Below are 25,406 nucleotides of genomic sequence, written 5' to 3'. Positions count from 1 at the left end.
CTCAACCCGTCGCGCGGCCGGCGAGCACAAGTGCCCAGCACAGCGCGCCGAACCCCGCAGTGCTCGCCAGCGTCCGGACCACGTTCCAGGTGACCCAGGCGGACTCGAAGCGCTCCCGTGCCGCACCGGGATCGGCCGCGCCCGCCGCGAGCGCGTCGTTCAGCGGCACGTTCACCGCCACGGTGACGACGAACATCACCAGGTACAGGGCGAGCCCGGCGACGATCCACGGCAGCGCAGGCCGGGCCGCACCCCGCCACGCCAGCATCGCCGCGAGCGCGGCCAGCACCGGCGTACCCAGGAAGGCCAGCAGGAACCAGCCGTTGACGATGGTGACGTTGATGCGCTGCATGGCGTCCACGAACGTGCGGTCGTCCGCGCCGCGCAGCGCCGGCATCACCGCGTACGCGAACGCGGCGAACAGGCCCGCCATCAGCCCGGCCCCGACTGTGGCGCCGACCAGCGTCAGTTGTTGTACGAGTCGCATGTCCTCATCGAACCGCCGTACGGTGAGACGGCCCATGGTCAGGACGCGCGATCCTGTGTTCAATCGTCTCGTGGACGCCGTCTCCGGTCTGCTCGACGGCCCCCGGGCCCGGGGCGCCTTCCTGCTGCGTTCGATCCTCACGCCGCCCTGGTCGATGCTGATCCGGGACGAGGCGCCGCTCACGCTGGTCGCCGTGGTGCGCGGGGACGCCTGGATCGTGCCCGAGGAGGCGGAGGCCGCGCGGCTCGGCGACGGTGACGTGGCGATCGTGCGCGGCCCGGCCCCGTACACGGTGGCGGACGACCCGGCCACGGCGCCGCAGGTGGTCGTGCACCCGGGCCAGCGCTGCACCACGCCGGACGGGCGCGAGCTGTTCGCGATGACGCGGTGGGGCGTACGCACCTGGGGCAACGGGCCGGACGGCCGGACCGTGCTGCTCACCGGCACGTACCCGGTGCGGGGCACTGTCGGTCGAAGGCTGCTGGACGCGTTGCCGCCGCTGGCGGTGGTCCGCCGCGAGTCCTGGGACACGCCGCTCGTGCCGCTGCTGGCCGACGAGATCGTCAAGGACGACCCGGGCCAGGAGGCGGTGCTGGATCGCCTGCTCGACCTGCTGCTCATCGCCGCGCTGCGGGAGTGGTTCGCCCGGCCGGGCGCCGCCGCGCCCGCCTGGTACCGGGCGTACGCCGATCCGGTGGTCGGCCGCGCGCTGCGGATGCTGCACCACGACCCGGCCCGGCAGTGGACGGTGGCGTCACTGGCCGCCGAGGTGGGGTTGTCGCGGGCGGCGCTGGCGCGGCGCTTCACCGCGCTGGTCGGCGAGCCGCCCATGTCGTACCTGACGGGTTGGCGGCTGGCGCTCGCGGCCGACCTGCTCCGCGAGCCCGGCGCCACAGTGGGCGCGGTGGCCCGCCGGGTCGGCTACGGCAGCTCGTTCGCCCTGAGTACGGCGTTCAAGCGCCGGTACGGCGTGAGCCCACGCGGGCACGTCGACGCGGCTAGATTGGCCGGATGACTGTCGACCTGTTCGCCGGCGTCCCGATCAGTGATCTCGCCGTGTCGACGGCCTGGTACGAGCGGCTGTTCGGTGCCCCGCCGCAGTTCCTGCCCAACGACCACGAGGCGGTGTGGGAGCTGGCCGAGCACCGCTACCTCTACATCGAGGTGCGGCCCGGCCACGCCGGTCACGCCATGCAGACGATCTTCGTCGAGGACTTCGACTCCCGCGTCGCGGCGATCGCCGCCCGCGGGCTGGAGCCGGCCGCGCAGGAGACCTACGACAACGGCGTCCGGAAGGCGATCTTCCACGACCCGGACGGCAACGAGATCGGCTTCGGCGGCGCCCCCGCCTGACCGGACCGCGGCGATCCGCGGCCCGGTCAGGCGGGCGTCAGCGTGGGCTGCGCGTCTTCGGCAGGTCGAACTGGTCCGCGCGGCGGCAGTCCTTCGGGCCGCCGACCGCAGCCGGCCCGGCCTGCTCCAGTGCCTTACGCGCGCGCTGGCGGCCCAGGTTCCAGGCGTACCAGGGGTCGGGCTCGGCGAGGTCGTCGGCGATCCAGCTCAGCGTGCACCGGCGTACCGGGTCGGGCAGCTTGGCGAGCGTCGGCGTCGCGTCGGCGGACAGCGCCCGCAGATACCAGGCGTCGATCTTGCCGGTCTGCTCGTACCGCAGCGCGTTGCGCTTCGCGACGTAGGCCTCCGGGTTGAGCACCGCCAGGCCGAGCAGCATCGCCACCGCCAGCGCGACAGTGGCGCCGGGAATCCACCGGCCCTTGAACCGGACACCGGCCAGGATGATCATCAGGAAGACCGTGCCGAGCAGCATCTCGAACGCCATCACGAAGATCCGCTCACCGGTGAAGCTGTAGACCTTCTGATACGTCCACATCCGGGACAGCGCCGACGCCACGATCACCACGCTCAGCGCGCTGATCAGCCCGAGCAGCACACGCAGCAGGACGCGCTCGACCGGCCGCTCCCGGCGGGCCCAGCGGCCCACGCCACCGAGCACCGCCACCGTCAGCAGCGTGACGAAGAGCAGCTGCCAGAAGCCGCTGCGCGCGTACTCGGCGTAGCTGAGACCGGCGACGCGCTGCACGTGCCGCTGCCCGCCGAAGAGCACAGTGAACTGCACCACCACGAACCCGGCGAACAGCAGGACGAGCGCGCCGATGGCCGGGGCCCACTCCAGCAGGCCGATCCGTCGCTCACCGTCACGATCCACGGTGGACAGGTCGGGCGGCGCGGCGAGCGTGTAGAGCGCGGCGACCGCGATCAGCCCGCCCACCACTGCGAGGAACACCCCGCTGAACACCGAATCCATGTTTGTCTCGGGAACGAGCGAGCCGAGCGCCTCGGAGAACGCCGCGTCGGCGGAGGCGAGCAGACTGCCGAAGACCACGAGCACCACGACCGTGGCGACCACCGAGACGGTCACCTTGCTCACCGTCGCCGCCGACGCCGAGGCGGTGACGTGCCGGCGTACCCAGGGCAGGCCGCGCAGCGCCGCGAACGGCGTGGCGACCAGGCCGAACAGGATCGACCGCACCAGCCGCCCACCGATGATCGCGAGCGTGGCGCAGCCGAGCGCGCCGAGCACGCAGAACGTCACGAGCCACCAGGCGTTGCGGAACGCCGGCACGGCCATCAGGGCCAGCGCGGCCGCCGCCCATCCGGCCCGGATGAGCCGGTCGCCGCGAGGCAGGTCGGCGGTCTTCGCCCGGACCGCCAGCACCACCGCGACAGTGAGCGTGAGCCACCCCAGGAACCAGCCGACGCCGACCCGGCCCAGCGGCACGAAGACCGCGCTGCCGACCGCGCCGGCCAGCACCGCGAGCGGCGCGGCCCGGCCGGTCGCCTTCTTGGGGCCGGGCCACCGCGCGCCGAGGAACGAGGTGCGCGGCACCGGCGGTCGCGGCGCCCAGACCGGCGCCTGCGGGTGACCGGTCCATCCCGCACCGGGGTACGGCGGCGCGCCCATCGGCCGACCGGGATGCGGCGGCATGCCTGGAGCGTGCGGCGCACCGGGCGCGCCGGAACCGGCCTGCGGGTTCGGGGCATCCGACGTGCCGGGGGCGGCCGTGGCGGGTTGCGGGCTGGAGGGGGTGCCGGCCGCTGCGGAGCCGGCCGTACCCGCCTGGGCGGCGGCCGGACTGCCGGACGGGGAAGAGTCCGGCGCGGCAGGCGAACCGGTGGCCGGAGCCGCCGTGCCGGTGCCCGACGTGGACGGACTCGCCGGTGCGGCGTCCCCGGCGGCCGAGGGGGTTCCGTCGGCCGGGTTGGCGCCAGACCGGGCTGCCGGAGCGGCGTCCGGGGTGGCGGCGACGGGGCGGTCGGGAGCACCCTCCATCGGAGAGCGTTCGACGGCGGGCGCTGTCGCCTGGGCGGGCACCGCCTGCGGCTGGCCGGTCGCCGGCACCAGCGGGACGAACAGCGCGTACCCCTGGGTGCCGGGCGGGACGGTGACCGGAATCGCCCAGCCGGGCTGCCCCTCCGCGCCGGGCCAGGGCACCGGCGGGGGCGCGCCCTCCATGGTGGGCACGACCAGCAGATACGGCTGGGGGGCAGGTGGGACGTCGCCCGTCGTCGGCCCGTCCGCAGGGGCGGCGCGGGGCGGCTCGGGGGACGGTTCCGGCTCGGGCAAGGGATGCTCCTCGATCACAGGGTTTCGTCACTCTAGGTCCCCCCGTACGCGCCCCGCCGCCCCGGATGTCCGTTCGGTCACGCCGGACCGGCCGATCGGCGCGGATCGAACCTTTGGCGCCTCGCGGCCGTACCAGTGCGCAGGAGGTCGATCACATGGCCGCACGCCGCGCGCTCGCCGCGCTCGCCGCCGTCGCCGTGACGGTGCCGCTCGGCGCCACACCGGCCGGCGCGCACGGTGCGCCGACCAGCCCGCTGAGCCGGGCCGCCGCGTGCGGGCCGGAGGGTGGCCGGGCGCAGACACCCGCGTGCCGGGCCGCGATCGCCGCCGGCGCGGCGGTACGCGAGTGGGACAACATCCGGGTGGCCCGCGTCGACGGGCGGGATCGGGAACGCATCCCGGACGGGGAACTGTGCAGCGGCGGGCTGTCCGCGTACCGGGGGCTGGACCTGCCGCGCGCCGACTGGCCGGCCACCACGCTCACCGCCGGTGCCCGGCACACGTTCCGCTACCGCACCACCATTCCGCACCAGGGCACGTTCCGGTACTACGTCACCACCGGCTCGTACTCGCCGCAGCGGCGGCTGACCTGGGCGGACCTGGAGAAGAAGCCGTTCCTTCAGGTCACCGACCCGCCGATCCGCTCCGGCGCGTACGAGATGCGTGGCCGGCTGCCGGCCGACCGCACCGGCCGGCACGTCGTCTACGTCATCTGGCAGAACTCGGACACCCAGGACACCTACTACTCCTGCTCGGACGTGATCTTCCGGGCGGCCCGTGGTGAGTCGGACGCGTCACCGGCAGCGCCGAAGGCGAGCGCGTCGCCTCCGCGTACCCTCGCCGGGGCGGCGACCGACGACGAGTCGGCGGTGCCGGTCGCGGCGGTGACCGACGGCGGACCGCTGTCCCGGCCGCTCGTGCTCGGCGCGGCGGCGCTCGTCGTGGCGCTGCTCGCGGCGGCAGTGGTCGGGCTGCGGCTGAGCCGGACCGGCGGCCCGCCGCCCGGGCGGCCGTGCGGTGTCCGCAACCACCGCGCCGGGCGGCGCCGGATCTGGTGAGTCAGCCGAGCAGGCCCTCGATCTCGGCCAGATCGTCACCGGCGAGGTCGAGGTTGTCCAGCGCGGCCACGTTGCCCTCCAGCTGGGTCACGCTGCTCGCGCCGATGATGAGGCTGGTCATGCGCGGGTCGCGCAGCGCCCAGGCGAGGGCGAGCTGCGCGAGCGTCTGGCCGCGCCGCTCGGCCACCGCGGCGAGCCCGCGGACCGTCGCCATCGTCTCCTCGTCGAGGTCGCTCTCGTTGAGGAAGACGCTCGTGCGTACCCGGGAGTCGGCCGGGATGCCCTTCAGGTAACGGTCGGTGAGCAGGCCCTGGGCGAGCGGGCTGTAGGCGATGCAGCCGGCGCCGACGCGCTCCAGCGTGTCCAGCAGGCCGTCGCTCTCCGTCCAGCGGTTCATCATCGAGTACGACGGCTGGTTGATCAGCAGCGGCGTACCCAGGTCGCGCAGGATCTCGGCGGCCCGCTCGGTCTGCTCCGAGTCGTAGTTGGAGATGCCCACGTAGAGCGCCTTGCCGGAGCGGACGATCGCGTCGAGCGCGCCCATCGTCTCCTCCAGCGGAGTGTCCGGGTCGAACCGGTGCGAGTAGAAGACGTCGACGTAGTCCAGCCCGAGGCGGCGCAGCGACTGGTCCAGCGACGAGATCAGGTACTTGCGCGAGCCCCACTCGCCGTACGGGCCGGGCCACATCAGATATCCGGCCTTGCTGGAGATCACCAGCTCGTCCCGGTACGGCTTCAGGTCGCCGGCGAGCAGCCGGCCGAAGTTCTCCTCCGCCGAACCGGGCGGCGGCCCGTAGTTGTTCGCGAGGTCGAAGTGGGTGATGCCGAGGTCGAAGGCGCGGCGGACGATGTCGCGCTGCCGCTCGAAGGGGCGGTCCGGTCCGAAGTTGTGCCACAGGCCGAGGGAGATGACGGGCAGCTTCAGCCCGCTCCGGCCGCTGCGCCGGTAGATCATCTCGTGGTAACGGTCGTCGCTGGCGAGGTATGTCACCAGGCCATTCTGTCCGCACCGGAGTGCGGTCGCCGCGGCGCGGGTACGTTCGGCCCCATGCGTTACGTGCAGCTCGACACCCCCAAGCCCATCTCCAAGATCGGCCTCGGCACCTGGCAGTTCGGCTCCAAGGAGTGGGGCTACGGCCCCGAGTACGAGCGCCGGGCCGCCGAGATCGTGCGACGGGCGCTCGACCTGGGCGTCACCCTGTTCGACACCGCCGAGCTGTACGGCTTCGGCCGCAGCGAGCGCATCCTTGGCGCCGCGCTCGGCGACGACCGGGCGAAGGTCGTGGTCGCCAGCAAGATCTTCCCGCTGCTGCCGGTCGCCCCCGTGGTGCAGCAGCGCGCCGTCGCTTCCGCCGCCCGCCTCGGCGTCGACGGCATCGACCTCTACCAGGTGCACCAGGCCAACCCGGTGGTCGCCGACACCACCACCATGCGCGGCATGCGCTCCCTGCAGGACGTCGGGCTGGTCGGCGAGGTCGGCGTCAGCAACTACGGCCTGCGCCGGTGGCGGTTCGCCGAGGCCGCGCTGGGCCGCCGGGTGCTGAGCAACCAGGTCCGCTACAGCATGATCGACCGCGGGCCCGAAGAAGACCTCATCCCGTACGCGGAGCAGGCCGGCCGCATCGTCATCGCGTACTCGCCGCTGGCGCAGGGTTTCCTCTCCGGCCGCTACGACGCCACGAACCCGCCGGCCGGGGCGGTACGCCGGGCCAACCCGTACTTCCTGCCGGAGAACCTGGAACGCGGCACCGCGCTGATCGCCACGCTGCGCGAGGTCGCCGACGCGCACGACGCCACGCCGAGCCAGATCGCGCTCGCGTACGTGCTGCGGCACCCCAACGTGGTGGCCATCCCGGGCGCCTCCGGGGTCGAGCAGATGGAACGCAACGCGGCCGCCGCCGAGATCGACCTGACCGACGACGAGTACGCCGCGCTGGTCGCCGCCGCGCACGCGTTCCGCCCGGTCACCGGCCTGGCCGCGGTGCCCCGGATGGTCCGCGCCCGCCTCGGGAAGTGAGCGGCGTTCCGGGTGCGTCAGCGGTCGTGGATACGACGACAGCCGCACCCGGAGCCGGACCGCGCTAGCGTGGATCGGGTGACCGCTCCCAACCAGGTTCCCCCGGTTCCGCCCGCCGAGCTGCCGAGCACGCTCGGCGCGCTGCGCGCGGCCGGCCACCAGTACCGCACGGTCAAGCAGGAACTCCGAGACAACCTCCTGGCCCGGATGGGCTCCGGCGAGGACCGCTTCCCCGGCATCGTGGGCTACGAGGACACGGTGCTGCCCGAGGTCGAGCGCGCGCTGCTCGCCGGGCACGACATGGTGCTGCTCGGCGAGCGGGGGCAGGGCAAGACCCGGCTGATCCGCTCGCTCGGCGCGCTGCTGGACGAGTGGACCCCGGTGCTCCCCGGGTCGGTACTCAACGAGCACCCGATGCACCCGATCACCCCCGCCTCCCGGGCGCTCGTCGACTCGGCTGGCGACGACCTGGCGATCGGGTGGCTGCACCGCTCGATGCGGTACGGCGAGAAGCTCGCCACGCCGGACACCAGCGTCGGCGACCTGATCGGCGACGTCGACCCGATCCGCCTCGCCCAGGGGCGCACGCTCGGCGACCCGGAGACCATCCACTTCGGGCTCGTGCCGCGTACCAACCGGGGGATCTTCGCCGTCAACGAGCTGCCCGACCTGGCCGAACGCATCCAGGTGGCGCTGCTCAACGTGCTGGAGGAGCGCGACATCCAGGTCCGTGGCTACCAGCTGCGGCTGCCGCTGGACCTGCTGCTGGTGGCCAGCGCGAACCCGGAGGACTACACCAACCGGGGCCGCATCATCACGCCGCTGAAGGACCGGTTCGGCGCGGAGATCCGTACCCACTACCCGCTCGACCTGGAACTGGAGCTGGCGCTGATCCGGCAGGAGGCCGACCTGGTCGCCGCCGTGCCGGAACACGTGCTGGAGGTGCTCGCCCGGTTCGCCCGCGACGTGCGGGAGTCGCCGTCGGTGGACCCGCGCTCCGGCGTGTCGGCCCGGTTCGCCATCGCCGCCGCGGAGACAGTGGCCGCCGCCGCGTTGCGTCGTTCCGGTCTGCTGGCCGGTGCCGGCTCTTCGGGTGGCGGCGCTGCGTCGGTGTCTCGTCCGGAGGCGCCAGTGGCCCGGATCGGGGACACCGTGTCGGTCACCTCCACGCTGCGCGGCAAGGTCGAGTTCGAGAGCGGCGAGGAGGGGCGCGAGATCGAGGTGCTCGCGCACCTGCTGCGTACCGCCACCGCCGAGACGTTCCGCGCCCGCCTCGCCGGGCTGGACCTGTCCGGCTTCACCGCGCTGGTCGCCGAGGGCGGCGCCGTCGAGACCGGGGAACTGGTCTCCTCGTCCGAGCTGCTGCGCCAGGTCGGCACCGTACCGGGGCTGGCCAAGGTGCTCGACCGGCTCGGGCTCGGCGACGCGCCCAGCCCGGAGGAGGCCGCCGCCGGCATCGAGTTCGTCCTCGAAGGGCTGCACCTGACCCGTCGGCTCGGCAAGGACGTCACCGACACCGGGCGCACCGTCTACGGGGACCGGGACTGACAATGGCCGGCGGCAACCGCTTCCGGTACGGGCAGTGGCGTGGCGGACCGGACCCGCTCGCCCCGCCGTACGACGTGCGCGCCGCGGTGGACGCGGTCGGCTCGGACGTGCTCGCCGGCGGCAGCCTGCGCGAGTCGCTGCGCGAGCTGCTGCGGCGCGGCCCGCAGGGGCGGGGCGGCCTGGACGACCTGGCCGCCCGGGCCCGCCGCCTGCGCCGCGAGGCGCTGCGCCGCGGTGACCTCGACGGCGCTGTCACCCGGGCCCGGGCACTGCTCGACCAGGCGCTCGCCGCCGAACGCGACGAGCTGCGCGGCCGCGACGGCGACGACGCCCGGTTCGCCGAGGCAGTGCTCGACAACCTGCCCCGCTCCACCGCCCGCGCGGTGTCGGAGCTTTCCGGGTACGACTGGGCCAGCGCCGAGGCGCGGCAGACCTACCAGCGCATCCTCGACGGGTTGCGTGGCGACGTGCTGGAGCAGCGTTTCGCCGGGCTGCGCGACGCGGCGCGTGCCGCCGCCGACCCGGCCACCCAGCGGCAGCTCGCCGAGATGATGCGCGACCTCAACGACCTGCTCGCCCGGCACGCCCGATCCGAGGACACCACCGACGGGTTCGCCGAGTTCATGCGCCGGCACGGCGAGTTCTTCCCGGAACGGCCCAGGAACGTCGACGAGCTGATCGACGTGCTGGCCCGCCGGGCCGCCGCCGGTGAGCGGCTCATGCGGTCGCTGTCGGACCGGCAGCGCGAGGAACTGGCCGGGCTGATGCGCCAGTCACTCGGCGACCGGCTGGCCGGCGAGCTGTCCCAACTCGACGCCCACCTACGGTCGCTGCGGCCGGACCTGAACTGGCAGCGCGGCGAGCGGGTTCGCGGCGATCAGCCGCTCGGCTACGGCGAGGCCACCGGTGCGCTCGACGAGATCGCCGAACTCGACGAGCTGCTCGACTCCCTCGACCAGGACCAGCCCGGCGCCACCCTCGACGACGTCGACGTGGAAGCGGTCGCCCGCACGCTGGGCCGCGACGCCGCCGACGACGTACGCCGGTTGCAGGAACTGGAACGCGAGCTGCGCCGCCAGGGCTGGGTCACCCGCGACGCGGAAGGGCTCACGCTCAGCCCGAAGGCGCTGCGCCGCCTCGCGAGCACCGCGCTGCGGCGCGTCTTCGCCGACCTGACGGCCGGCCCGCGCGGCCAGCACGACCTGCGCACCGCGGGCGCCGCAGGCGAGGTCAGCGGGGCGTCCCGCCCCTGGGAGTACGGCGACGATCAGCCGCTGGACGTCGTGCGGACACTCACCCGCGCGGTACGCCGGGCCGGGCCCGGAGTGCCGGTTCCACTCGCCGTCGACGACTTCGAGGTGGTGGAGACCGAACGGCGGGCGTCCGCCGCTGTGGTGCTCTGCGTCGACCTGTCGTACTCGATGATCTCGCAGGGCCGCTGGGGTCCGATGAAGCAGACCGCGCTGGCCCTGTCGCACCTGATGGCCACCCGGTTCCCGCAGGACGCGCTGCAGATCGTCGGCTTCGGCCGGGAGGCGACGCCGCTGACCCAGCAGGAGCTGGCGGCGGTGGAGCCCGACATGCAGCAGGGCACCAACCTCCAGCACGCGCTGCGGCTCGCCGGCCGGCACCTGCGCCGCCACCCGGGCGCCGAGCCGGTGGTGCTCGTGGTCACCGACGGCGAGCCGACCGCACATCTGGACCCGGAGGACGGGGAGGCGTACTTCCACTGGCCGCCGCTGCCGGAGACCATCTCGGCGACGATCCGGGAGGTGGACCGGCTGACCCGGTACGGCGCCACGCTCAACCTGTTCATGCTGGGCGACGACCCGGGACTGCGCCGGTTCGTGGACGCGGTGGCACGGCGCTCGGGCGGCCGAATGTTCACCCCCGACCTGGACGACCTGGGCGAGTACGTGGTCTCCGACTACCTGCGAGCCCGCCAGGGCCGCCGCTGACCCACCCGTTTTGCCTCCGCGTTCCCCGTTGTCCCTCGTCGATCTTGGAGTTATGGCGCCCAGGATGCCCGGTTTGACCCCCTTCGCGAGGCGCCACGACTCCAAGATCGAGGGCTTACTCAAGGCAGGGCAAGTGCCGGGCAGCCCCGAACATCCGCCACCCCCGGATCCACCCCGCGATCTTGCACTTCGGTGCCCCACATAACACGCGAATGGGACACCCGAAGGGCTCAACGTGCAAGATCGGCGCATCCGTCGCAGTGCGCCACTCCGGCCCCCGGCCCGCCCCGCCCCGCCCGGCCCGGTCCTTGGCCCCGCCCGGCCCCTGGCCCCGCCCCGCCCCGCCCGGCCCCCGGCCCGCCCGACCCGACCCGCCCCGAGAACGTCGATCATGAAGTTGACGGTGCTCCGTGTCCGGTTTGTCGCTGCTAACCTCATGATCGACCCCGCTAGTGAGTGCCTGGGGGAGGACTCCTTCGGGGGTGATCAAGGAGTTTGTGTCCTTGCTGGCGCCTGAAGGTGCCGCAAACTCCCTGATCACGGGGTGCAGAGCGAGGTGCCAGGCTGAACTCGGCGGGGTCTGGTGTGGCGTGGGGTGGGTGTCCGGTTCGGGGGTGGTGGGCGGCACTCTGAGGGTGGAATCGGTGGCGGGTGCGTGGCGTTGTAACCGGGTGAACGACCGAGCAAGGCCAGCCCTGCCAGCCGGGGCGCACCCCTGGCCAGTGCCGGGAATCATCCCGGCCCGCCGGTCGTTGAGCATGGTTCCGACGACGTGAACCCCGCGCCGCTCCCCGGCGTGAGGCGCCCCGGGAATGATGCCGGGCCGCGAGTCGTTGGACATGCTTCCGGCACCCGCGTCGAGGCCCCCGCCCCGCGAGCAGCCGAACCCCCTCGAAGACTTTGTTGAGCGCCTGACGGTGCCCCCGCATCCCGTCCCCCGGGTGCGTCGACCCCCGAATGGAGCCCCCAATGAACACGATCCTGCGGAAGAGCATCCTGGGTATTGCTGGTCTGGCTTTCACCGGTGGCGTGTTCGCCGGCCCCGTCGCCGCCCACGCGGCCGACACCACCGCCGGCGCCAAGCCGGTCACCGCGACGGTGCAGCAGGGCGACAAGCTGATCCCGCACGGTGTGCAGGGCACCCAGTCCCGTATCGACCTGAACGACGAGCAGACCAAGAACGTGAAGGCGATCATCGCCGCGACGAAGAAGGCCGGCATGGACGAGCGCGCCGCCGTCGTCTCGATCGCTACGGCGTTGCAGGAGTCGAAGCTGGAGAACCTGGGTCACCTGGGTGACCGTAACGACCACGACTCGCAGGGCCTGTTCCAGCAGCGCCCCTCCTCCGGTTGGGGCACGGTCGAGCAGATCACCGACCCCGAATACTCCACGACCGCGTTCCTGAAGGGCCTCAAGCAGGTCGACGGCTGGAAGGACATGCCGCTGACCAAGGCCGCCCAGACCGTCCAGGTCTCCGCCTACCCCGACCACTACGCCCAGTGGGAGCAGCAGGCCGCCGACCTCGTCGCCGAACACTGGAACAAGTAAGACCAACAGGTAAGACACAGCGAAAGGCCGGCACCCCGAACCAACGGGGTGCCGGCCTTTTCGGCTGTCCGGACCCGTCCGGGTGAACCCGGCGCGGTAGCCGTGGTGCCGGCGGCAGCGGCAGGGGTTGGATGCGGGACATGGACGAGGTGGACGTCGCGGCACTACGGCAGGCGTACGACGAACTGCTCGCGGAGATCGACGCGGGCGGGTTCGGGCCGCCGCCGGAGGGTCAGTTGAGCGCCGAGCAGATCGTCGCGCACCTCGCCGCCAACGACGAGTTGATGAGCGAGGCGACCGAGGCGGTGCTGGCCGGCTCGCCGTTCGCCTACTACGACCTGGACACCATTCACCGGCCCCAACTCGACGCGCTGGTGTCCGAGTGCGGCGGGCTGGACGGTCTGGCGGCGCTGTTCCGGGCCACCAGCCAGAAGCTGTGCGCGTTGGCCGAACGGCTCGGCCCGGCGGCGGAGACGCCTGTGGAGACGGTGCTGCGCGAGGGCTTCGACCTGGACGTGGACGACTCGCTGCCCTGGGGCAGGGCCCTGGACCTGCACATCCGCGTGCACCTGCCGCTGCATCTCACCCAGCTCCGGGCCCTGCGCCGCCAGCCCCACCTCGCGTAAGCGCCGTACCGCCACACCCGCCGATCATGGAGTTGTGGTGGTGGACAACTCCGGCACGTCCGGCCTTCCAGGCGCCACAACTCCAAGATCGGCGGAAGTGGGGCGCGGGGACGCGGGAGGGGAGGGACGGCGGAACGTGCGGCGGTAGGTGCTCGGGGCCACGCCGACCCGGGCGTGGAAGTGCTGGCGCAGTGCGGCTGTGGTGCCGAAACCCGCGTCCTGGGCGATGCGGTCGATGGTCAGGTCAGTGGTCTCCAGGAGCACCCGGGCGTGCTCGGTGCGCTGCTGGAGCAGCCACTGCGCGGGGCTGAGCCCGGTCTCGGAGCGGAAGTGCCGCGTGAACGTGCGGACGCTCATCCGCGCGTGGGCGGCCATCTCGCGCAACGCCACCGGTTCGTGCAGGCGCTGCCGGGCCCACTCGCGGGTGGCGGCGGTGCCGTGGTCCGCGCCCCGGGGCACCGGCCGTTCGATGTACTGGGCCTGCCCGCCGTCCCGCCACGGCGGCACCACGCAGCGCCGGGCCGCCCGGTTGGCCGCCGCGCTGCCGTGGTCGGTGCGGACGACGTGCAGGCACAGGTCGATGCCGGCGGCCACACCGGCCGAGGTGAGCACGCGCCCGTCGTCGACGAAGAGCACGTCGGGGTCGAGCCGTACGCCGGGGTGCAGCCGGCGGAAGCGCGGCGCGTACGCCCAGTGGGTGGTGGCCGGACGGCCGTCGAGCAGACCGGCGGCGGCCAGCACGAACGCGCCGGTGCAGATGGACATGACGCGCGCGTCCCGGTCGTACGCGGCGCGCAGCGCGTCGGCCACCTCGGCGGACACCGTGCCGACGGACAGCGGCGCGCCGGCGTGGATGCCGGGGACGATCACGGTGTCGGCGGTGTCGAGGAGTTCCAGGCCGTGGTCGGGGAGCACCTGGAAGCCGGCGCTGCTGCGTACCGGCTGCCCGCCCGGGGTGCACGTAGCGACGGCGTACAGGGGGACGCCCTCGTCGGTGCGGGCGGCGCCGAAGACCTGGGCCGGGGTGCCGAGGTCGAGCGCCACCACGCCGTCGAGGGCGAGGACTGCGACCCGGTGCGGTACGGACATGGCCCGATTATTGCGCACGATGGCTTTCCGGCCACTCGTCGGCAGTGCCACCCCGGCCCGAGACTCGGCTGGTGAACCGATCCCGCCTGCACCCGGCCTGGCTCGTCGCCGCTGTCGCCTTCGTCGCGCTCGTCGGCGCGGCCGGCTTCCGGGCCACCCCGGGCGTGCTGCTGCACCCGCTGCACGCCGAGTTCGGCTGGCCGCTGGCGACCATCTCCGCCGCCGTCTCGGTCAACCTGCTGCTGTACGGCCTCACCGCGCCGTTCGCCGCCGCGCTGATGGACCGGTTCGGCATCCGCCGGGTGGTGGCCGGGGCACTGGTGCTGGTGGCCGCCGGCAGTGGCCTGACCGTGGGCATGACCGAGAGCTGGCAGCTCCTGCTCTGCTGGGGCGTCCTCGTCGGGTTGGGCACCGGCTCGATGGCCCTGGCGTTCGTGGCGACGGTGACCGGGCGCTGGTTCGTCAAGCGCCGGGGCCTGGTGACCGGTGTGCTCACCGCCGGTGGGGCGGCCGGGCAGCTCGTCTTCCTCCCGCTGCTGGCGGTGCTGGTGCGCGACCACGGCTGGCGCACGGCGGCACTCGTCGTGGCCGGAGGCGCGCTGGCGGTCGTACCCCTTGTGGTGTGGTTGTTGCGCGAGCACCCGGCGGACCTGGGCCTGCCCGCTTACGGCGCTGCCGAGGTCGTGCCGCCGCCGCGGCCGGAGGGCGGCGCGGCGGCCCGGGCGGTCGGCGCGCTCGCCGCCGCCGCGCGGACGCGGCCGTTCTGGCTGCTCGCCGGTGGTTTCGCGATCTGCGGCGCGACCACGAACGGCCTGGTGGGTACGCACTTCGTGCCGGCCGCCCACGACCACGGCATGGCGGAGACCACAGCGGCCGGGCTGCTCGCCCTGGTCGGGCTCTTCGACATCGCCGGTTCGATCGCTTCGGGCTGGCTCACCGACCGGGTCGACGCGCGGCTGCTGCTCGGCGCCTACTACGCGCTGCGCGGGGCGTCGCTGCTGGTGCTGCCGAGCCTGTTCGCCGGGTCGGCCCGGCCGAGCATGCTCGTCTTCATGGTCTTCTACGGGCTGGACTGGGTGGCCACCGTGCCGCCGACGGTGGCGCTGTGCCGGGAGTGGTTCGGCGCGTCCGGGGCGGTGGTGTTCGGCTGGGTGTTCGCCGCCCACCAGTTCGGGGCCGCGCTCGCGGCCACCGGCGCGGGCCTGGTCCGGGACCGGCTCGGCGACTACGCGATGGCCTGGTACGTGGCGGGCGCGCTGTCGATCGGCGCGGCCGGGCTGTCGCTGCTGCTGCGGCGCCGTCCCGCCGGCGAGCCCGCGTTCGCGCTGCCGGTGCCGCCCGCCCGGCGGGCCTGGAGCTACCGGGGCTGACCGGCCGGCGTCACCGGGGCCGGCCCGGTCAGCCGACCGCCCACTGCTGCTCGGGAGCGCCGCTGCACGGCGCCTGCTCCAGCTCGCGGCCGGGCTCGGTGCCCGCGTCGTCGACCTGCGCGCACTTGCCGCTGTGCACGGCGACCAGCAGCGCCACGCCGTCGCCGGCCTGCTGCAACCGCCACTGCTGGTTGGCCTGCCCGTTGCAGGACCACTGCTGAACGTCCGCGCCGTCGTCGGTCTTCGCCTCGTTGACGTCCAGGCACTTGCTGCTCGCGGCGTTGACGAGCAGGTAGGTGTCGTTCGTGACCGGCGTGACCACCCACTGCTGCTCGGGCCCGCCGGTGCAGTCGGCGAGCGCGGCCTGCGCGCCCTCGGCCTCGTCGCCGGTCACGCCGAGGCAGCGCCCGGACGGCACGCCCCGGAGCACCTTCGGGGTGGCCACCGGCGCGGCCGGTGTGGTCGGCGCCGCGCTCGGCGAGGGCGAGGGCGACGGCGTGGGCTCCGCCGACGGTTCCGCGCTCGGCTCGCTCGCCGCCGCGCTCGGCACCGCTGCCGCCGGCACCACCGGCCGCTCGTTGCCGCCGCCGAGCACGCCGGTGGCGAAGAAGGCCCCGAGGAGTACGCCGGTCGCGCCGACGCCCAGCGCGATCCGCATCAGCGGGTCCTGCGGCAGCCGGAGACCACGGGCGCCACGGGCGCGGCGGGCCCCGTAGACGGTGCCGGACGGGTCGGAGTGCGGGTCGGCCATGGGGGCATAGTGACCCACCGGGGCGGCCGGGTGCCAGTCGAGCCGGTGTCAGTCGACGACCCGGACGTCCTTCCAGAACGCCACCCGGTCGCGGACCATCTCCGCCTCCGGCTTCGGGTCGGGGTAGTACCAGACGGCGTCGGGGCTGGTGGCGCCGCCGTGTTCGAGCGTGTAGTAGGAGGCGGTGCCCTTCCACGGGCAGACCGTGTGGGTGTCGGAGGGGCGGATCAGGTCCTCGCGCAGGGCCGTACGGGGGAAGTAGTGGTTGCCCTCGACCAGCACTGTGTCGTCGCTCTCGGCGACGACGAGGTCGTTCCAGACGGCTTTCGGCATGTCCTCCACGCTATGCCGCCGGCCGTCCACCGGCCACCGGTCAGCGCGTCGGCTCCTCGTCGGTCACGTCGGCCACCGTCGCGTCGAGCGCGGCCAGCGCCGCGTCGGCGTCGACCGCGACGGCGAGACCGTGCTCGCCCGCGCCGAGCGTGATCTCCCGGCCGCGCAGCCGCTCGTCGGCGACGACCGGCCAGGCGGTCGTGGAGCCGAACGGTGTGATGGTGCCGCGCGCGTACCCGGTGGCGTCCTTCGCCGCGGCGGCGTCGGGCATCGACAGCCGGCTCACCCCGAGCAGGGCGCGCAGCTTCGGCCAGGAGATCACCCGGCCGCCGGGGGTCAGCACGAACAGCAGGTCGCCCTCGCCGCGGCGGACCACGATCGTCTTCACCACGTCCGGCACGTCGACGCCGCGCGCCGCGGCCGCTTCGGCGAGGCTCGCCACCGGGCCGTGCCGGATCACCCGGTACGGCAGCCCGGTGTGGTCGAGAGCGGTCAGCGCGGGATTCGCCATGGCGGTCACGGTAACGCGCGTGTCGACGGCGTGTCGGCGAGGCCACCGTGGACGTCCCACGAATTGTCGTACCCGCGCGTAAGGTGATCTCATGCACGCTGTCCGTGATCATGAACGGGCGGTGGACACGCTGCGGCGCTCCTACGCCGCGGTGCCCGCCGGGGAACCCGTACGGCTGGCCAAGCAGACCTCGAACCTCTTCCGGCCCCGCTCCGCGCCGCGTGTCCCAGGTCTGGACGTGAGCGGCCTGACCGGTGTGCTCGCCGTCGACCCGGCGGCCCGCACCGCCGACGTGCAGGGCATGTGCACCTACGAGGATCTGGTCGACGCGACGCTGCCGCACGGCCTGATGCCGCTGGTCGTGCCGCAGTTGCGCACGATCACGCTGGGCGGCGCGGTGACCGGGCTGGGCATCGAGTCCACCTCCTTCCGCAACGGCCTGCCGCACGAGTCGGTGCTGGAGATGGACGTGCTCACCGGCGCCGGGGAGATCGTCACGACCCGGCCCCGGGGCGAGCACGCCGAACTGCACCGGGCCTTCCCCAACTCGCTGGGCAGCCTCGGCTACGCCACCCGGCTGCGCATCGAGCTGCAACCGGTCCGCCGGTACGTGGCGCTGCGCAACATCCGGTTCACCCGCCTGGAGGAACTGGTCGACGCCGTCGGCGAGGTGGTCGCCAAGGGCGCCTGGGGCGGCGAGCCGGTCGACGCCATGGACGGGGTGGTGTTCAGCCCCGGCGAGGCGTACCTGGTGCTGGGCACGTTCACCGACGAGGCCGAGGGCGGCCCGTCCGACTACACCGGCCAGGAGATCTACTACCGCTCGCTGCGTCGTCGTACCCGGGACACGCTCACCGCGTACGACTATCTCTGGCGGTGGGACACCGACTGGTTCTGGTGCTCGGCGGCGTTCGGGGCGCAACATCCGGTGGTGCGGCGGCTGTGGCCGCGGCGCTACCGGCGCAGCGACGTCTACCACCGGATCGTGCGGCTGGAGCACCGGCACCAGGTGGCCGCCCGCGTCGACAGGTGGCGGGGCCGCCCGGCGCGCGAGCGCGTGGTGCAGGACGTGGAGGTCCCGCTGGACCGCACGCCCGAGTTCCTGCGCTGGTTCGCGGCGAACGTGGGCATGACGCCGGTGTGGCTGTGCCCGCTGCGGCTGCGCGAGCCCGCCGGTCCCGGGTCGGCGAAGGCGTGGCCGCTATATCCGCTCCAACCAGGCGAAACGTATGTGAACATCGGCTTCTGGGGAAGCGTGCCCATCGCGGCAGGGGCCGCCGACGGCGACGTCAACCGGCAGATCGAGCGCATGGTGTCGGAGGTGGGCGGTCACAAGTCGCTCTACTCCGACGCGTACTACGACCGGGGCGAGTTCGACCGGCTCTACGGCGGGGACACCTGGCGCGCCGTGAAGGACCGCTACGACCCGGACCACCGACTCACCGGACTGTACGAGAAGGCGGTATCCCGAGCATGAGTCTGATCGACCGAACACCCGGGGCGGCGAGCGCCCCGGCCGGCCCGCCGGCGGGCGGGCGGCGTACCGGACCCACAGTCGCGGACGTGGTCCGCGCGGTCACCACCGGCGACCTGCCCGTCCGGGTCACCGGCTACGACGGCAGCGCGGTGGGCCCGGCGGACGCCGGGATCACCCTGGCGATCCACACCGAGCGAGGGCTGTCCTACCTGCTCACCGCGCCCGGTGACCTGGGCATGGCCCGCGCCTACGTCAGCGGCGACCTGGGGCTGGAGGGCGTGCACCCGGGCGACCCGTACGAGGCGCTTCGGGTGATCAAGGACGAGGTGCCGCTGCGCATCCCGGCGATGAGCGAGGCGCTGGCGCTGGTCCGCGGGCTCGGCTGGGAACGGCTGCGCCCGCCGCCGCCCCCGCCGCAGGAGGCGGCGCCGCGCTGGCGGCGGCTGATGACCGGCCTGCGTCACTCGCGTACCCGGGACAGCAGCGCGATCTCCCACCACTACGACGTGTCGAACGCCTTCTACGAGAAGGTGCTCGGGCCGTCCATGACGTACACCTGCGCGGTGTACCGCAGCCCCGGCGACACACTGGAGGAGGCGCAGCGGAACAAGTACGACCTGGTCGCCGGCAAGCTGGCGCTCAAGCCGGGGATGCGGCTGCTGGACGTCGGCTGCGGCTGGGGCGGCATGGTCCGGCACGCGGCCCGGGAGTACGGCGTCAAGGCGCTCGGCGTCACCCTGTCCCGCGCGCAGGCCGAGTGGGCGCGGGCCGCGATCGAGCGGGAAGGGCTGAGCGAGCTGGCGGAGGTGCGCCACCTCGACTACCGGGACGCGCCGCACGAGCAGTTCGACGCGATCTCCTCGATCGGGCTGACCGAGCACATCGGCGTGCGCAACTACCCGGTCTACTTCGGCGCGCTGCGCTCCCGGCTCAAGCCCGGCGGGCGGCTGCTCAACCACTGCATCACCCGGGCCGACAACCGGGCGCCGCACCGCTCCGGCGCGTTCATCGACAGGTACGTCTTCCCGGACGGTGAGCTGGCCGGTCCGGGTCGGCTGATCAGCGAGATCCACGACGCCGGGTTCGAGGTGCACCACGAGGAGAACCTGCGCCAGCACTACGCGCTGACGCTTGCCGGCTGGTGCCGCAACCTGGTCGAGCACTGGGACTTCTGCGTCGGCGAGGTCGGACCGGGCACCGCCAAGGTGTGGGGGCTCTACATGGCCGGCTCCCGGCTGGCGTTCGAACGCAACGGCATCCAGCTGCACCACGTGCTCGCCACGCGCAACGGCCCGGAGGGGGTGAACGGGTACCCGCTGCGTCCGGACTGGACGCCCTGACGCGACGTACCGACGAGAGGCCGCGTCGGACCGCGCGGCCTCTCGTCGAAGTCATTGACAAAGAAGTTTTGTACGTACAAACTGATTTTGCCATGAGAGACGTCCTGTACCTGGAACAGCGCGAGCAGGCCGAAGTCCTGCTCAAGCCGCAGCGCATCGAAGTGCTGCGGCAACTGGCCGAACCCCGCACCTGCACCGAGGTCGCGACCCGGCTGGAGCAGACGCCGCAGCGCGTCTACTACCACGTCAAGCAGCTCGTCTCGGCCGGGCTGGCCGAACAGGTGGCACAGCGGCAGGTGCGCGGCATCACCGAGGGCATCTACCAGGCCGTCGCCCGGTCGTACTGGCTCTCGCCCCGCCTCGTCGGCCGCATCGGCGGCGCCCGCCGGGCCCGCGACGAGCTGAGCCTCGGATACCTGCTCGACCTCATGGAAGAGGTCCAGGCCGACATCGCCGCGCTCGACCGCGCCGCACCCGAACTGCCGTCCATCGGCGTCTCCGGCGAGATCCGGGTGCCCGCCGAACGACGGCAGGAGTTCCTGCACGACCTGCAGACGACGCTGCAGGACCTGTTCACGCGCTACGGCGGCGCCGAGGGAGACGCCTTCAAACTCGCCGTGGCCTGCTACCCGAAAGGCGACAAGCATGAGTGAGCCGATGACCATCCGCGCCCGCCTCGCCGCACCGGTGGCGACCGTCCGCCGAGCCCTGACCGACCCCGCCGAACTGCGCGTCTGGCTGGCCGAGCACGCCGAGGTCGAACTGCCCCGGCGGTACGAGTTCTGGGGCCGCTACACGCCCGAAGGTGACGCGCCACACCAGCGGCTGCTGCACGCCGACGACCGGACGCTGCGCTTCGCGTGGACGCTCGACGGGGTGGAGACCACCACCGAGTTCGAACTGGAGCCCGACGGCGACGCGACGATACTCACGCTGCGGCAGAGCCACTTCGACTACGAGGAGGCGATGAGCGGCAGCAGCATCCGGGGCGTGCTCCAGACCTTCTGGTACCTGGCGATCGCCCACCTCAACGACCACCTCGACGGCCGGCCGCTGCTGCCGCGTACCGACTTCACCTCCGCCGACCTGCGCGGCGAGGTCGTCATCGACGCGCCCATGGACAAGGTGTGGACGTCGCTCACCGACTCGGAACAGGTCACCGCCTGGTTCGGCTACCCGATCGGCGTCGAGCCCTGGGAGGGCGGCCGGTACGCGATGGGCGGCCTCGACGCCGGTGAAGCCGCGAAGGTGTTCGACGTGACGCCGGGGCAGGCGCTGTCCATCGACTGGGGACCGGTCGGCGTGACCTCCTGGGAGCTGGCGGAGTCCGACGGCAGGACGAAGCTGACGTTCGTGCAGTCCGGCTTCGACGAGGGCAACCCGCCGTACGCGGCGTGGTGCGGCAACGTGGCCGGTTGGGCCGAGTTGCGGCGCTTCCACGAGGTGCCCGACTGGCACCCGATCTGGGTGTAAGGAAGGGCCCCCTCTTAACGCCTCAGGTAGAGGAGGGGGCCCCTTTTAACACGGGCGCCGGGTGGGTAATGCCGGACGATGTTCTTCATCTTCGGGCTGCGCACCAAGGTCGTCAGGTCCGGCGTCGTCACCGAGGTCTGCCGCAACTGCGGCAACCAGGCCGCCCAGGTGATCACCCGCCGGGTCGCCAAGTTCAGCCTCTTCTTCGTCCCGCTGATCCCGCTGCGCACCCGGTACGCGCAGCAGTGCACGTTCTGCGGCGCCGAGTACGACATCTCGCGCGCCGAGGCCCAGCGCCTCCCGGTCGGCTGACCGTGACCCGTTTCCTCTACTGGCTGATCGGCCGGCAGCAGGCCGCTCCGATCGCCCCGCCGGTGCACACCGCCGCGCGTCCGCCCTGCACGCCGGGTCGCCGGCACCGTCGCCGGCGTCGTCCGGACGCGGGCGCGCAGTCGCCCCGCGCGCCCTGGAACCGCTCCGCCGGGCGGTGACCGGGCCGTCCCCCTGTGTTAACAAGGGGCCCTTCCTCTACCGGAGGCGTTAAGAGGGGGCCCTTCCTTACACCTATCCTGGGGGATCATGGAGGAACGGCTGGCGCAGATCCGGGGTGGTGGACCGCCTCGGCGGCACAACGCCCGCACCATCGCCGCGCTGACCGGCAACCCCGGCTGCACCCGGCGCGCCGTCCTGGACAGCGCGGGCGCGGACAAGCCGGCGCTGGCCGAGCGGCTCGGCTTCCCGGCCCGGTTCGGCCAGTCCCGTTTCGCGATCACCCGGGGCAACGCCTTCGAGTCGCAGGTGAAGGCCGACGGCGGGGCGGAGTTGCTGCGCCTGGTCGCGGAGCGGCTGGGCGTACCGGTGCCGGAGGGCGCGACCTGGACCGACCTCGGCGCCGACGACGACCGGCCGGAGCGGTCGCGGGCGGCGCTGACCGCGAGCGGCGACGGCCCGGCGTTGTTCGACCACCCGCTGCTCGGCCTGGACGTGGCTGGTACCCGGGTGCACCTGGAACCGGACCTGGTGGCCGCCCGGCTGGCCGGCCGGTTCCACGTCGTGGAGATCAAGTCGTTTCCGGTGATCGACGGGCAGGCCGACCCGGGCAAGGTGGCCGCCGCCGCGATCCAGTCCGCCGTCTACGTGTTGGCGCTGCGTGAGCTGCTCGCCGCCGAGGGCCGCGACCCGGAGCTGGTGTCGCACGAGGTGGTGCTGGTCTGCCCGCGCGACTTCGCGAACCAGCCGGTGGCGAGCCTGCTCGATGTGCGCCGGCAGCTGCTGGTGCTGCGCCGCCAGCTGGCCCGGATGGCGCGGGTCGAGGACCTGCTCGCCGCCGTACCGGCCGGGTTCACGGTCGACCCCACGGCCGATCCGGCCACGCTCGCCGCCGCGCTGCACCAGGTGCCGGCCCGCTACGCGCCGGACTGCCTGGCCGCCTGCGAGCTGGCGTACTTCTGCCGGCACGAGGCGCGCGGGCAGACCGGCGCGCTGGGCCGGCCGGTCCGCGAGGCGCTGGGCGGTGTCGAGGAGGTGGCCGACGTACTGGCGCTCGCCGAGGGCTCGGCCGCGCCCGAGCCGGAGCAGGCGGAGGCCGCCGCGCTGCTGCGGGCCGCCGCGCGCCTGCGCGCCGACGCCCTCGCCGGGCAGACCGCATGAGTACGCTGCGCGCGCTCGCCCGGGCGCAGGCGGTCGCCTCCGGGCGGGCCCAGCCGGTGGCCACGGTCCGCCACCTGCACCTGTCGGAGCGGCCACTGGTGCTGGTGCCGCTCGCACTGGCCGGTGAGGCGAACGCCCCGCTCGCGGCGATGGTCGGCGCCGCGCCCGACGATGCCCGGCTGCTCGTGGTGCCGCAGCCACGCAACCGGGACCAGCGGTTCGCGTTCGCCGCCGAGCTTGCCGCGATCGTGCTGCCGTACCTGGACGAGTTCCGTGACCTGACCGAGGCGGTGCCGGTGGACCGGGGCCGCGACGTCCGCCACCGGTACGTCGACGCGCCGCAGCTGCTGGTGCCGAACCCGGCCGGGGTCACGTTCCTGCGGCTGTTCGGGCGGTCCACCCGGTTCCGCCGTACCGACGGCGACTATCCGGTGCATCCGTCGGTGCCGCTGCTCGGCCGCTGGCTGACGTTCTTCGCCGAGCGCGCCGAGCAGCCCGGCTCGTCGGCGCTGCTGGCGCTCACCGACGCGCTGACGCTGCACTGGGCGACCGGGCAGAGCACTGTGGAGGATCTGCACCTGCCGGCGGTGCTGGGCTGGCTCGACCCGCCGGCCGGAATGACCGGCGTCGAGGCGGCGGCCCGTGCCGAGGACCCGAAGAACTGCCCGCCGGCCGGGCCGGCCACCGACCCGGACTTCGACAACCACCGGCTCGCCCCGGCGATCGAGGCGTACACCCGGGCCGGGGACGACCCGGTCGCGCGCGCGGCCGCGTACGACGAGCTGGTCGGCCTGCTGCGCGACCAGCTCGCGCCCACCTGGGAGCTGATGTGGCGCGGCGTGGGGCTGCTGCGGACGCTGCCGGCCGGCGCGCGGGTGGCCGGCCGGTGGGCCGGTGACCGGGACGCGTTCACCGCGCACGCCGAGCACGTGGACGCCGGGGGCGGTCCGCAGCCGCGGCGCGACGGCGCGGTGGCGGCGGCGCTGCGGTTGCAGCGGCTGGAGCGGGCGTCGACCGCGTGGGCGGTGCAGCGCGCCTACGACGATCCGCTGGTGATGGCCGATCACCGGCTCGCCGGGGAGGCGTTCGTCGGCGAGGTGACGCTCGCCGACCCGGCGCGGGTTGACGACTCCGGCAAGCGGCCGGTGTTGCGCCCGCGCATCCAGGTGGTCACCACCGAGCCGGTGCCGATGCCGGTGGGCGCGAGGCTGTACTCGCCGCAGCGCCCGGCGCAGAAGGCCACTGTGGTGTTCGTGACGCCGGGCGCGGACGGCAAGACCGAGGTGGTGCTGGAGCTGTCCGGCGGGATGGGCCGGGGGCTGACCGCGCCGCCGGGCAGCGTGCCGGAGGTGGGGGAGCGGATCTGCCTGACCAGCCTGTCCGACGGTTTCCTGCCGGGCGGCGCGTTCCCGGCGCCGGAGGAGACGCCGTGGACGCATGGCGGGCCGCCCGGCTCGGCCGCCGTGCCGCAGGACCCGGCGCCGGCGGAGGACTGGTCCTGACCTCCGGCTCAGCCCAGGGCGGCGAGAGCCGCGCGCGCCTCGGCCGCCGTCGGCCGGCCCGGGTCCGCCGTCAGCAGCGCCTCAAGGCTCCTGCGGTACGCGACGTCGCGCGCCCGGTCGACCGGAGCCTCGACGTCAGGGACGACGCCGCAGCCCTCCCAGTTGGTGCCGCTCACCGCGTTCACCGGCCGGGCCACCGGCACTGTCAGCTCCAGGTGCGGGTGCAGCCGGTGCCCGACGCGGGGGTGCGCTCCGCCGCGGGTCCGCTCGCCGACCAGCGTTGCGCGGCCGAACTGCTGAAGGTCGTACGCCACCTCCTCGCCGCCGGAGAACGTGACCGGCCCGGTGAGCACGTGGACGGGCTTGTCCGGCGCGTACCGGGGGACCGGCAGCCAGGCGGCGCTCCAGAACTGGCGGGCGGCGCCGGAGCGCTCGTGCATGGTGTGCAGGTGTACCGGCTCGGCGAAGAACCAGCCGAGGAGCAGCGCCACCCCGTCCGGGCTGCCGCCCTCGGTGCCGCGCAGGTCGAGCAGGAGCGCGTCGGTGCCGGCGAGCAACCGCAGCGCGGCGGTCAGCGCGTCGCCGGCCAGGTCGGGCGGGAACACGTACGGCTGGATCTCCAGCAGACCGACGTTGCCGGGTAGCCGCTGCACCCGGGTCACCCCGCCCATGCCGAGCGCGGCGAGGCGTGCGAAGTGCTCCCCGGCCGGGTCGTCGGCCTTGTCGGACAGCTGCTGCTCGTGGTGCTTGAGCCGCAGGTGTAGGTCGCCGTTCACCGACTGGAGGTCAGCGGTGACGAGCGCGCCGAGCGCGGCGGGGTCGCCGGCCCCGGCGTACGCCCCGGCGCCCAGGCGCGCGCGCAGGTGCGCGGCGACCCGGTCGGCGACGTCGGGCAGGACGTACTCGTCGGCGACCAGGCCGGCGGCCCGCTCGACGATGCCGGTGATCTCGTCCGGATCCATGCGTGTTCCCCGTTCTCGTGGTGGAGGGCAGTAGAGCAGCCGGTTGACAAAAGCGTCAAGAGA

At 73.6% G+C, this 25,406-nt stretch carries 25 protein-coding genes; 17 read left to right on the top strand and 8 right to left on the bottom strand.

Annotated features, from left to right (window positions below):
- Position 1 precedes the first annotated feature (1 nt).
- Entirely contained in the window at positions 2-487 is a 486-nt protein-coding gene (locus tag ACSDG8_RS12120; RefSeq protein ID WP_439427881.1) for an anthrone oxygenase family protein, read from the bottom strand.
- 70 nt (positions 488-557) lie between these two features.
- Here ACSDG8_RS12120 and ACSDG8_RS12115 point away from each other — a divergent pair, with 70 nt between their 5' ends.
- Complete coding sequence (locus tag ACSDG8_RS12115) at positions 558-1,502, top strand: AraC family transcriptional regulator (RefSeq protein WP_210896478.1); 945 nt, start codon at positions 558-560, stop codon at positions 1,500-1,502.
- Positions 1,499-1,840, top strand: coding sequence for a VOC family protein (locus tag ACSDG8_RS12110; protein ID WP_210896477.1), 342 nt, complete (start codon positions 1,499-1,501; stop codon positions 1,838-1,840). Before ACSDG8_RS12115 ends, ACSDG8_RS12110 begins: the two co-directional genes overlap by 4 nt.
- 37 nt (positions 1,841-1,877) lie before the next feature.
- On the opposite strand, the gene ACSDG8_RS12105 is transcribed toward ACSDG8_RS12110, so the two are convergent.
- Positions 1,878-4,130 carry a DUF4153 domain-containing protein gene (locus ACSDG8_RS12105; RefSeq protein WP_210896474.1) on the bottom strand — a complete coding sequence of 751 codons (2,253 nt, stop codon included), beginning with the start codon at positions 4,128-4,130 and terminating at the stop codon, positions 1,878-1,880.
- A gap of 155 nt (positions 4,131-4,285) precedes the next feature.
- Here ACSDG8_RS12105 and ACSDG8_RS12100 point away from each other — a divergent pair, with 155 nt between their 5' ends.
- Positions 4,286-5,188, top strand: a complete 903-nt coding sequence (locus ACSDG8_RS12100) for a lytic polysaccharide monooxygenase auxiliary activity family 9 protein (protein ID WP_210896472.1) — start codon at positions 4,286-4,288, stop codon at positions 5,186-5,188.
- A gap of 1 nt (position 5,189) precedes the next feature.
- Here the strand turns inward: ACSDG8_RS12100 and mgrA are convergent, their stop codons facing one another.
- Positions 5,190-6,179: an L-glyceraldehyde 3-phosphate reductase gene (gene mgrA, locus ACSDG8_RS12095; RefSeq protein ID WP_210896471.1), complete on the bottom strand. Its 990-nt coding sequence runs from the start codon at positions 6,177-6,179 to the stop codon at positions 5,190-5,192.
- 57 nt (positions 6,180-6,236) lie between these two features.
- Here mgrA and ACSDG8_RS12090 point away from each other — a divergent pair, with 57 nt between their 5' ends.
- The 5 genes from ACSDG8_RS12090 to ACSDG8_RS12070 all read left to right on the top strand — a co-directional run bounded on the left by ACSDG8_RS12090 (position 6,237) and on the right by ACSDG8_RS12070 (position 12,885).
- Positions 6,237-7,205, top strand: coding sequence for an aldo/keto reductase (locus ACSDG8_RS12090; RefSeq protein WP_210896468.1), 969 nt, complete (start codon positions 6,237-6,239; stop codon positions 7,203-7,205).
- A 69-nt stretch (positions 7,206-7,274) separates the two neighbouring features.
- Entirely contained in the window at positions 7,275-8,753 is a 1,479-nt protein-coding gene (locus ACSDG8_RS12085; protein WP_210896466.1) for a sigma 54-interacting transcriptional regulator, read from the top strand.
- Positions 8,754-8,755: 2 nt separating this feature from the next.
- On the top strand, positions 8,756-10,711 hold the full coding sequence (locus ACSDG8_RS12080) for a vWA domain-containing protein (protein WP_210896464.1): 1,956 nt from the start codon (positions 8,756-8,758) through the stop codon (positions 10,709-10,711).
- A 969-nt stretch (positions 10,712-11,680) separates the two neighbouring features.
- Positions 11,681-12,259, top strand: coding sequence for a hypothetical protein (locus tag ACSDG8_RS12075; RefSeq protein ID WP_439427880.1), 579 nt, complete (start codon positions 11,681-11,683; stop codon positions 12,257-12,259).
- A 149-nt stretch (positions 12,260-12,408) separates the two neighbouring features.
- On the top strand, positions 12,409-12,885 hold the full coding sequence (locus ACSDG8_RS12070) for a hypothetical protein (protein WP_175438713.1): 477 nt from the start codon (positions 12,409-12,411) through the stop codon (positions 12,883-12,885).
- Between the two features lie 24 nt (positions 12,886-12,909).
- Here ACSDG8_RS12070 and ACSDG8_RS12065 read toward each other — a convergent pair whose 3' ends face one another.
- Positions 12,910-13,974, bottom strand: coding sequence for a GlxA family transcriptional regulator (locus ACSDG8_RS12065; RefSeq protein WP_439427879.1), 1,065 nt, complete (start codon positions 13,972-13,974; stop codon positions 12,910-12,912).
- Positions 13,975-14,045: 71 nt separating this feature from the next.
- Between ACSDG8_RS12065 and ACSDG8_RS12060 the strand changes: the two genes are divergently transcribed.
- Positions 14,046-15,344, top strand: a complete 1,299-nt coding sequence (locus tag ACSDG8_RS12060; RefSeq protein WP_439427878.1) for an MFS transporter — start codon at positions 14,046-14,048, stop codon at positions 15,342-15,344.
- A gap of 28 nt (positions 15,345-15,372) precedes the next feature.
- Here ACSDG8_RS12060 and ACSDG8_RS12055 read toward each other — a convergent pair whose 3' ends face one another.
- From ACSDG8_RS12055 to ACSDG8_RS12045, 3 genes are read right to left on the bottom strand one after another with little or no spacing between them, the layout of a single operon-like run.
- Entirely contained in the window at positions 15,373-16,095 is a 723-nt protein-coding gene (locus ACSDG8_RS12055) for an RICIN domain-containing protein (RefSeq protein WP_210899806.1), read from the bottom strand.
- A 48-nt stretch (positions 16,096-16,143) separates the two neighbouring features.
- A complete protein-coding gene (locus ACSDG8_RS12050) occupies positions 16,144-16,428 on the bottom strand; it encodes a DUF427 domain-containing protein (protein ID WP_210899803.1) in 285 nt (94 codons plus the stop codon).
- Positions 16,429-16,468: 40 nt separating this feature from the next.
- Entirely contained in the window at positions 16,469-16,939 is a 471-nt protein-coding gene (locus tag ACSDG8_RS12045; RefSeq protein ID WP_210899799.1) for an aminoacyl-tRNA deacylase, read from the bottom strand.
- Positions 16,940-17,030: 91 nt separating this feature from the next.
- Between ACSDG8_RS12045 and ACSDG8_RS12040 the strand changes: the two genes are divergently transcribed.
- The 8 genes from ACSDG8_RS12040 to ACSDG8_RS12005 all read left to right on the top strand — a co-directional run bounded on the left by ACSDG8_RS12040 (position 17,031) and on the right by ACSDG8_RS12005 (position 24,381).
- Positions 17,031-18,416 carry an FAD-binding oxidoreductase gene (locus ACSDG8_RS12040; protein ID WP_210899797.1) on the top strand — a complete coding sequence of 462 codons (1,386 nt, stop codon included), beginning with the start codon at positions 17,031-17,033 and terminating at the stop codon, positions 18,414-18,416.
- On the top strand, positions 18,413-19,756 hold the full coding sequence (locus tag ACSDG8_RS12035) for a class I SAM-dependent methyltransferase (protein ID WP_210899792.1): 1,344 nt from the start codon (positions 18,413-18,415) through the stop codon (positions 19,754-19,756). Before ACSDG8_RS12040 ends, ACSDG8_RS12035 begins: the two co-directional genes overlap by 4 nt.
- A gap of 92 nt (positions 19,757-19,848) precedes the next feature.
- Positions 19,849-20,409, top strand: coding sequence for a winged helix-turn-helix domain-containing protein (locus ACSDG8_RS12030; protein ID WP_210899789.1), 561 nt, complete (start codon positions 19,849-19,851; stop codon positions 20,407-20,409).
- Positions 20,402-21,229: an SRPBCC family protein gene (locus tag ACSDG8_RS12025; RefSeq protein WP_210899786.1), complete on the top strand. Its 828-nt coding sequence runs from the start codon at positions 20,402-20,404 to the stop codon at positions 21,227-21,229. The genes ACSDG8_RS12030 and ACSDG8_RS12025 overlap by 8 nt, the downstream gene beginning before the upstream one ends.
- 78 nt (positions 21,230-21,307) lie before the next feature.
- Positions 21,308-21,541, top strand: a complete 234-nt coding sequence (locus ACSDG8_RS12020; protein ID WP_439427877.1) for a zinc-ribbon domain-containing protein — start codon at positions 21,308-21,310, stop codon at positions 21,539-21,541.
- Positions 21,542-21,543: 2 nt separating this feature from the next.
- Positions 21,544-21,720: a hypothetical protein gene (locus ACSDG8_RS12015; protein WP_210899783.1), complete on the top strand. Its 177-nt coding sequence runs from the start codon at positions 21,544-21,546 to the stop codon at positions 21,718-21,720.
- 88 nt (positions 21,721-21,808) lie between these two features.
- Positions 21,809-22,879, top strand: a complete 1,071-nt coding sequence (locus tag ACSDG8_RS12010; protein ID WP_210899781.1) for a hypothetical protein — start codon at positions 21,809-21,811, stop codon at positions 22,877-22,879.
- Positions 22,876-24,381, top strand: a complete 1,506-nt coding sequence (locus ACSDG8_RS12005) for a hypothetical protein (protein ID WP_210899778.1) — start codon at positions 22,876-22,878, stop codon at positions 24,379-24,381. The genes ACSDG8_RS12010 and ACSDG8_RS12005 overlap by 4 nt, the downstream gene beginning before the upstream one ends.
- Before the next feature lie 8 nt (positions 24,382-24,389).
- Here the strand turns inward: ACSDG8_RS12005 and ACSDG8_RS12000 are convergent, their stop codons facing one another.
- Complete coding sequence (locus tag ACSDG8_RS12000) at positions 24,390-25,343, bottom strand: S41 family peptidase (RefSeq protein WP_210899775.1); 954 nt, start codon at positions 25,341-25,343, stop codon at positions 24,390-24,392.
- Positions 25,344-25,406: the final 63 nt, after the last annotated feature.

The sequence above is a fragment of the Micromonospora sp. LA-10 genome, assembly GCF_051853095.1.
Lineage (GTDB): Bacteria > Actinomycetota > Actinomycetes > Mycobacteriales > Micromonosporaceae > Micromonospora > Micromonospora echinospora_A.
The sequence above is the reverse complement of the archived record's forward strand: the minus strand, read 5'-3'. Positions and strand labels throughout refer to the sequence as shown.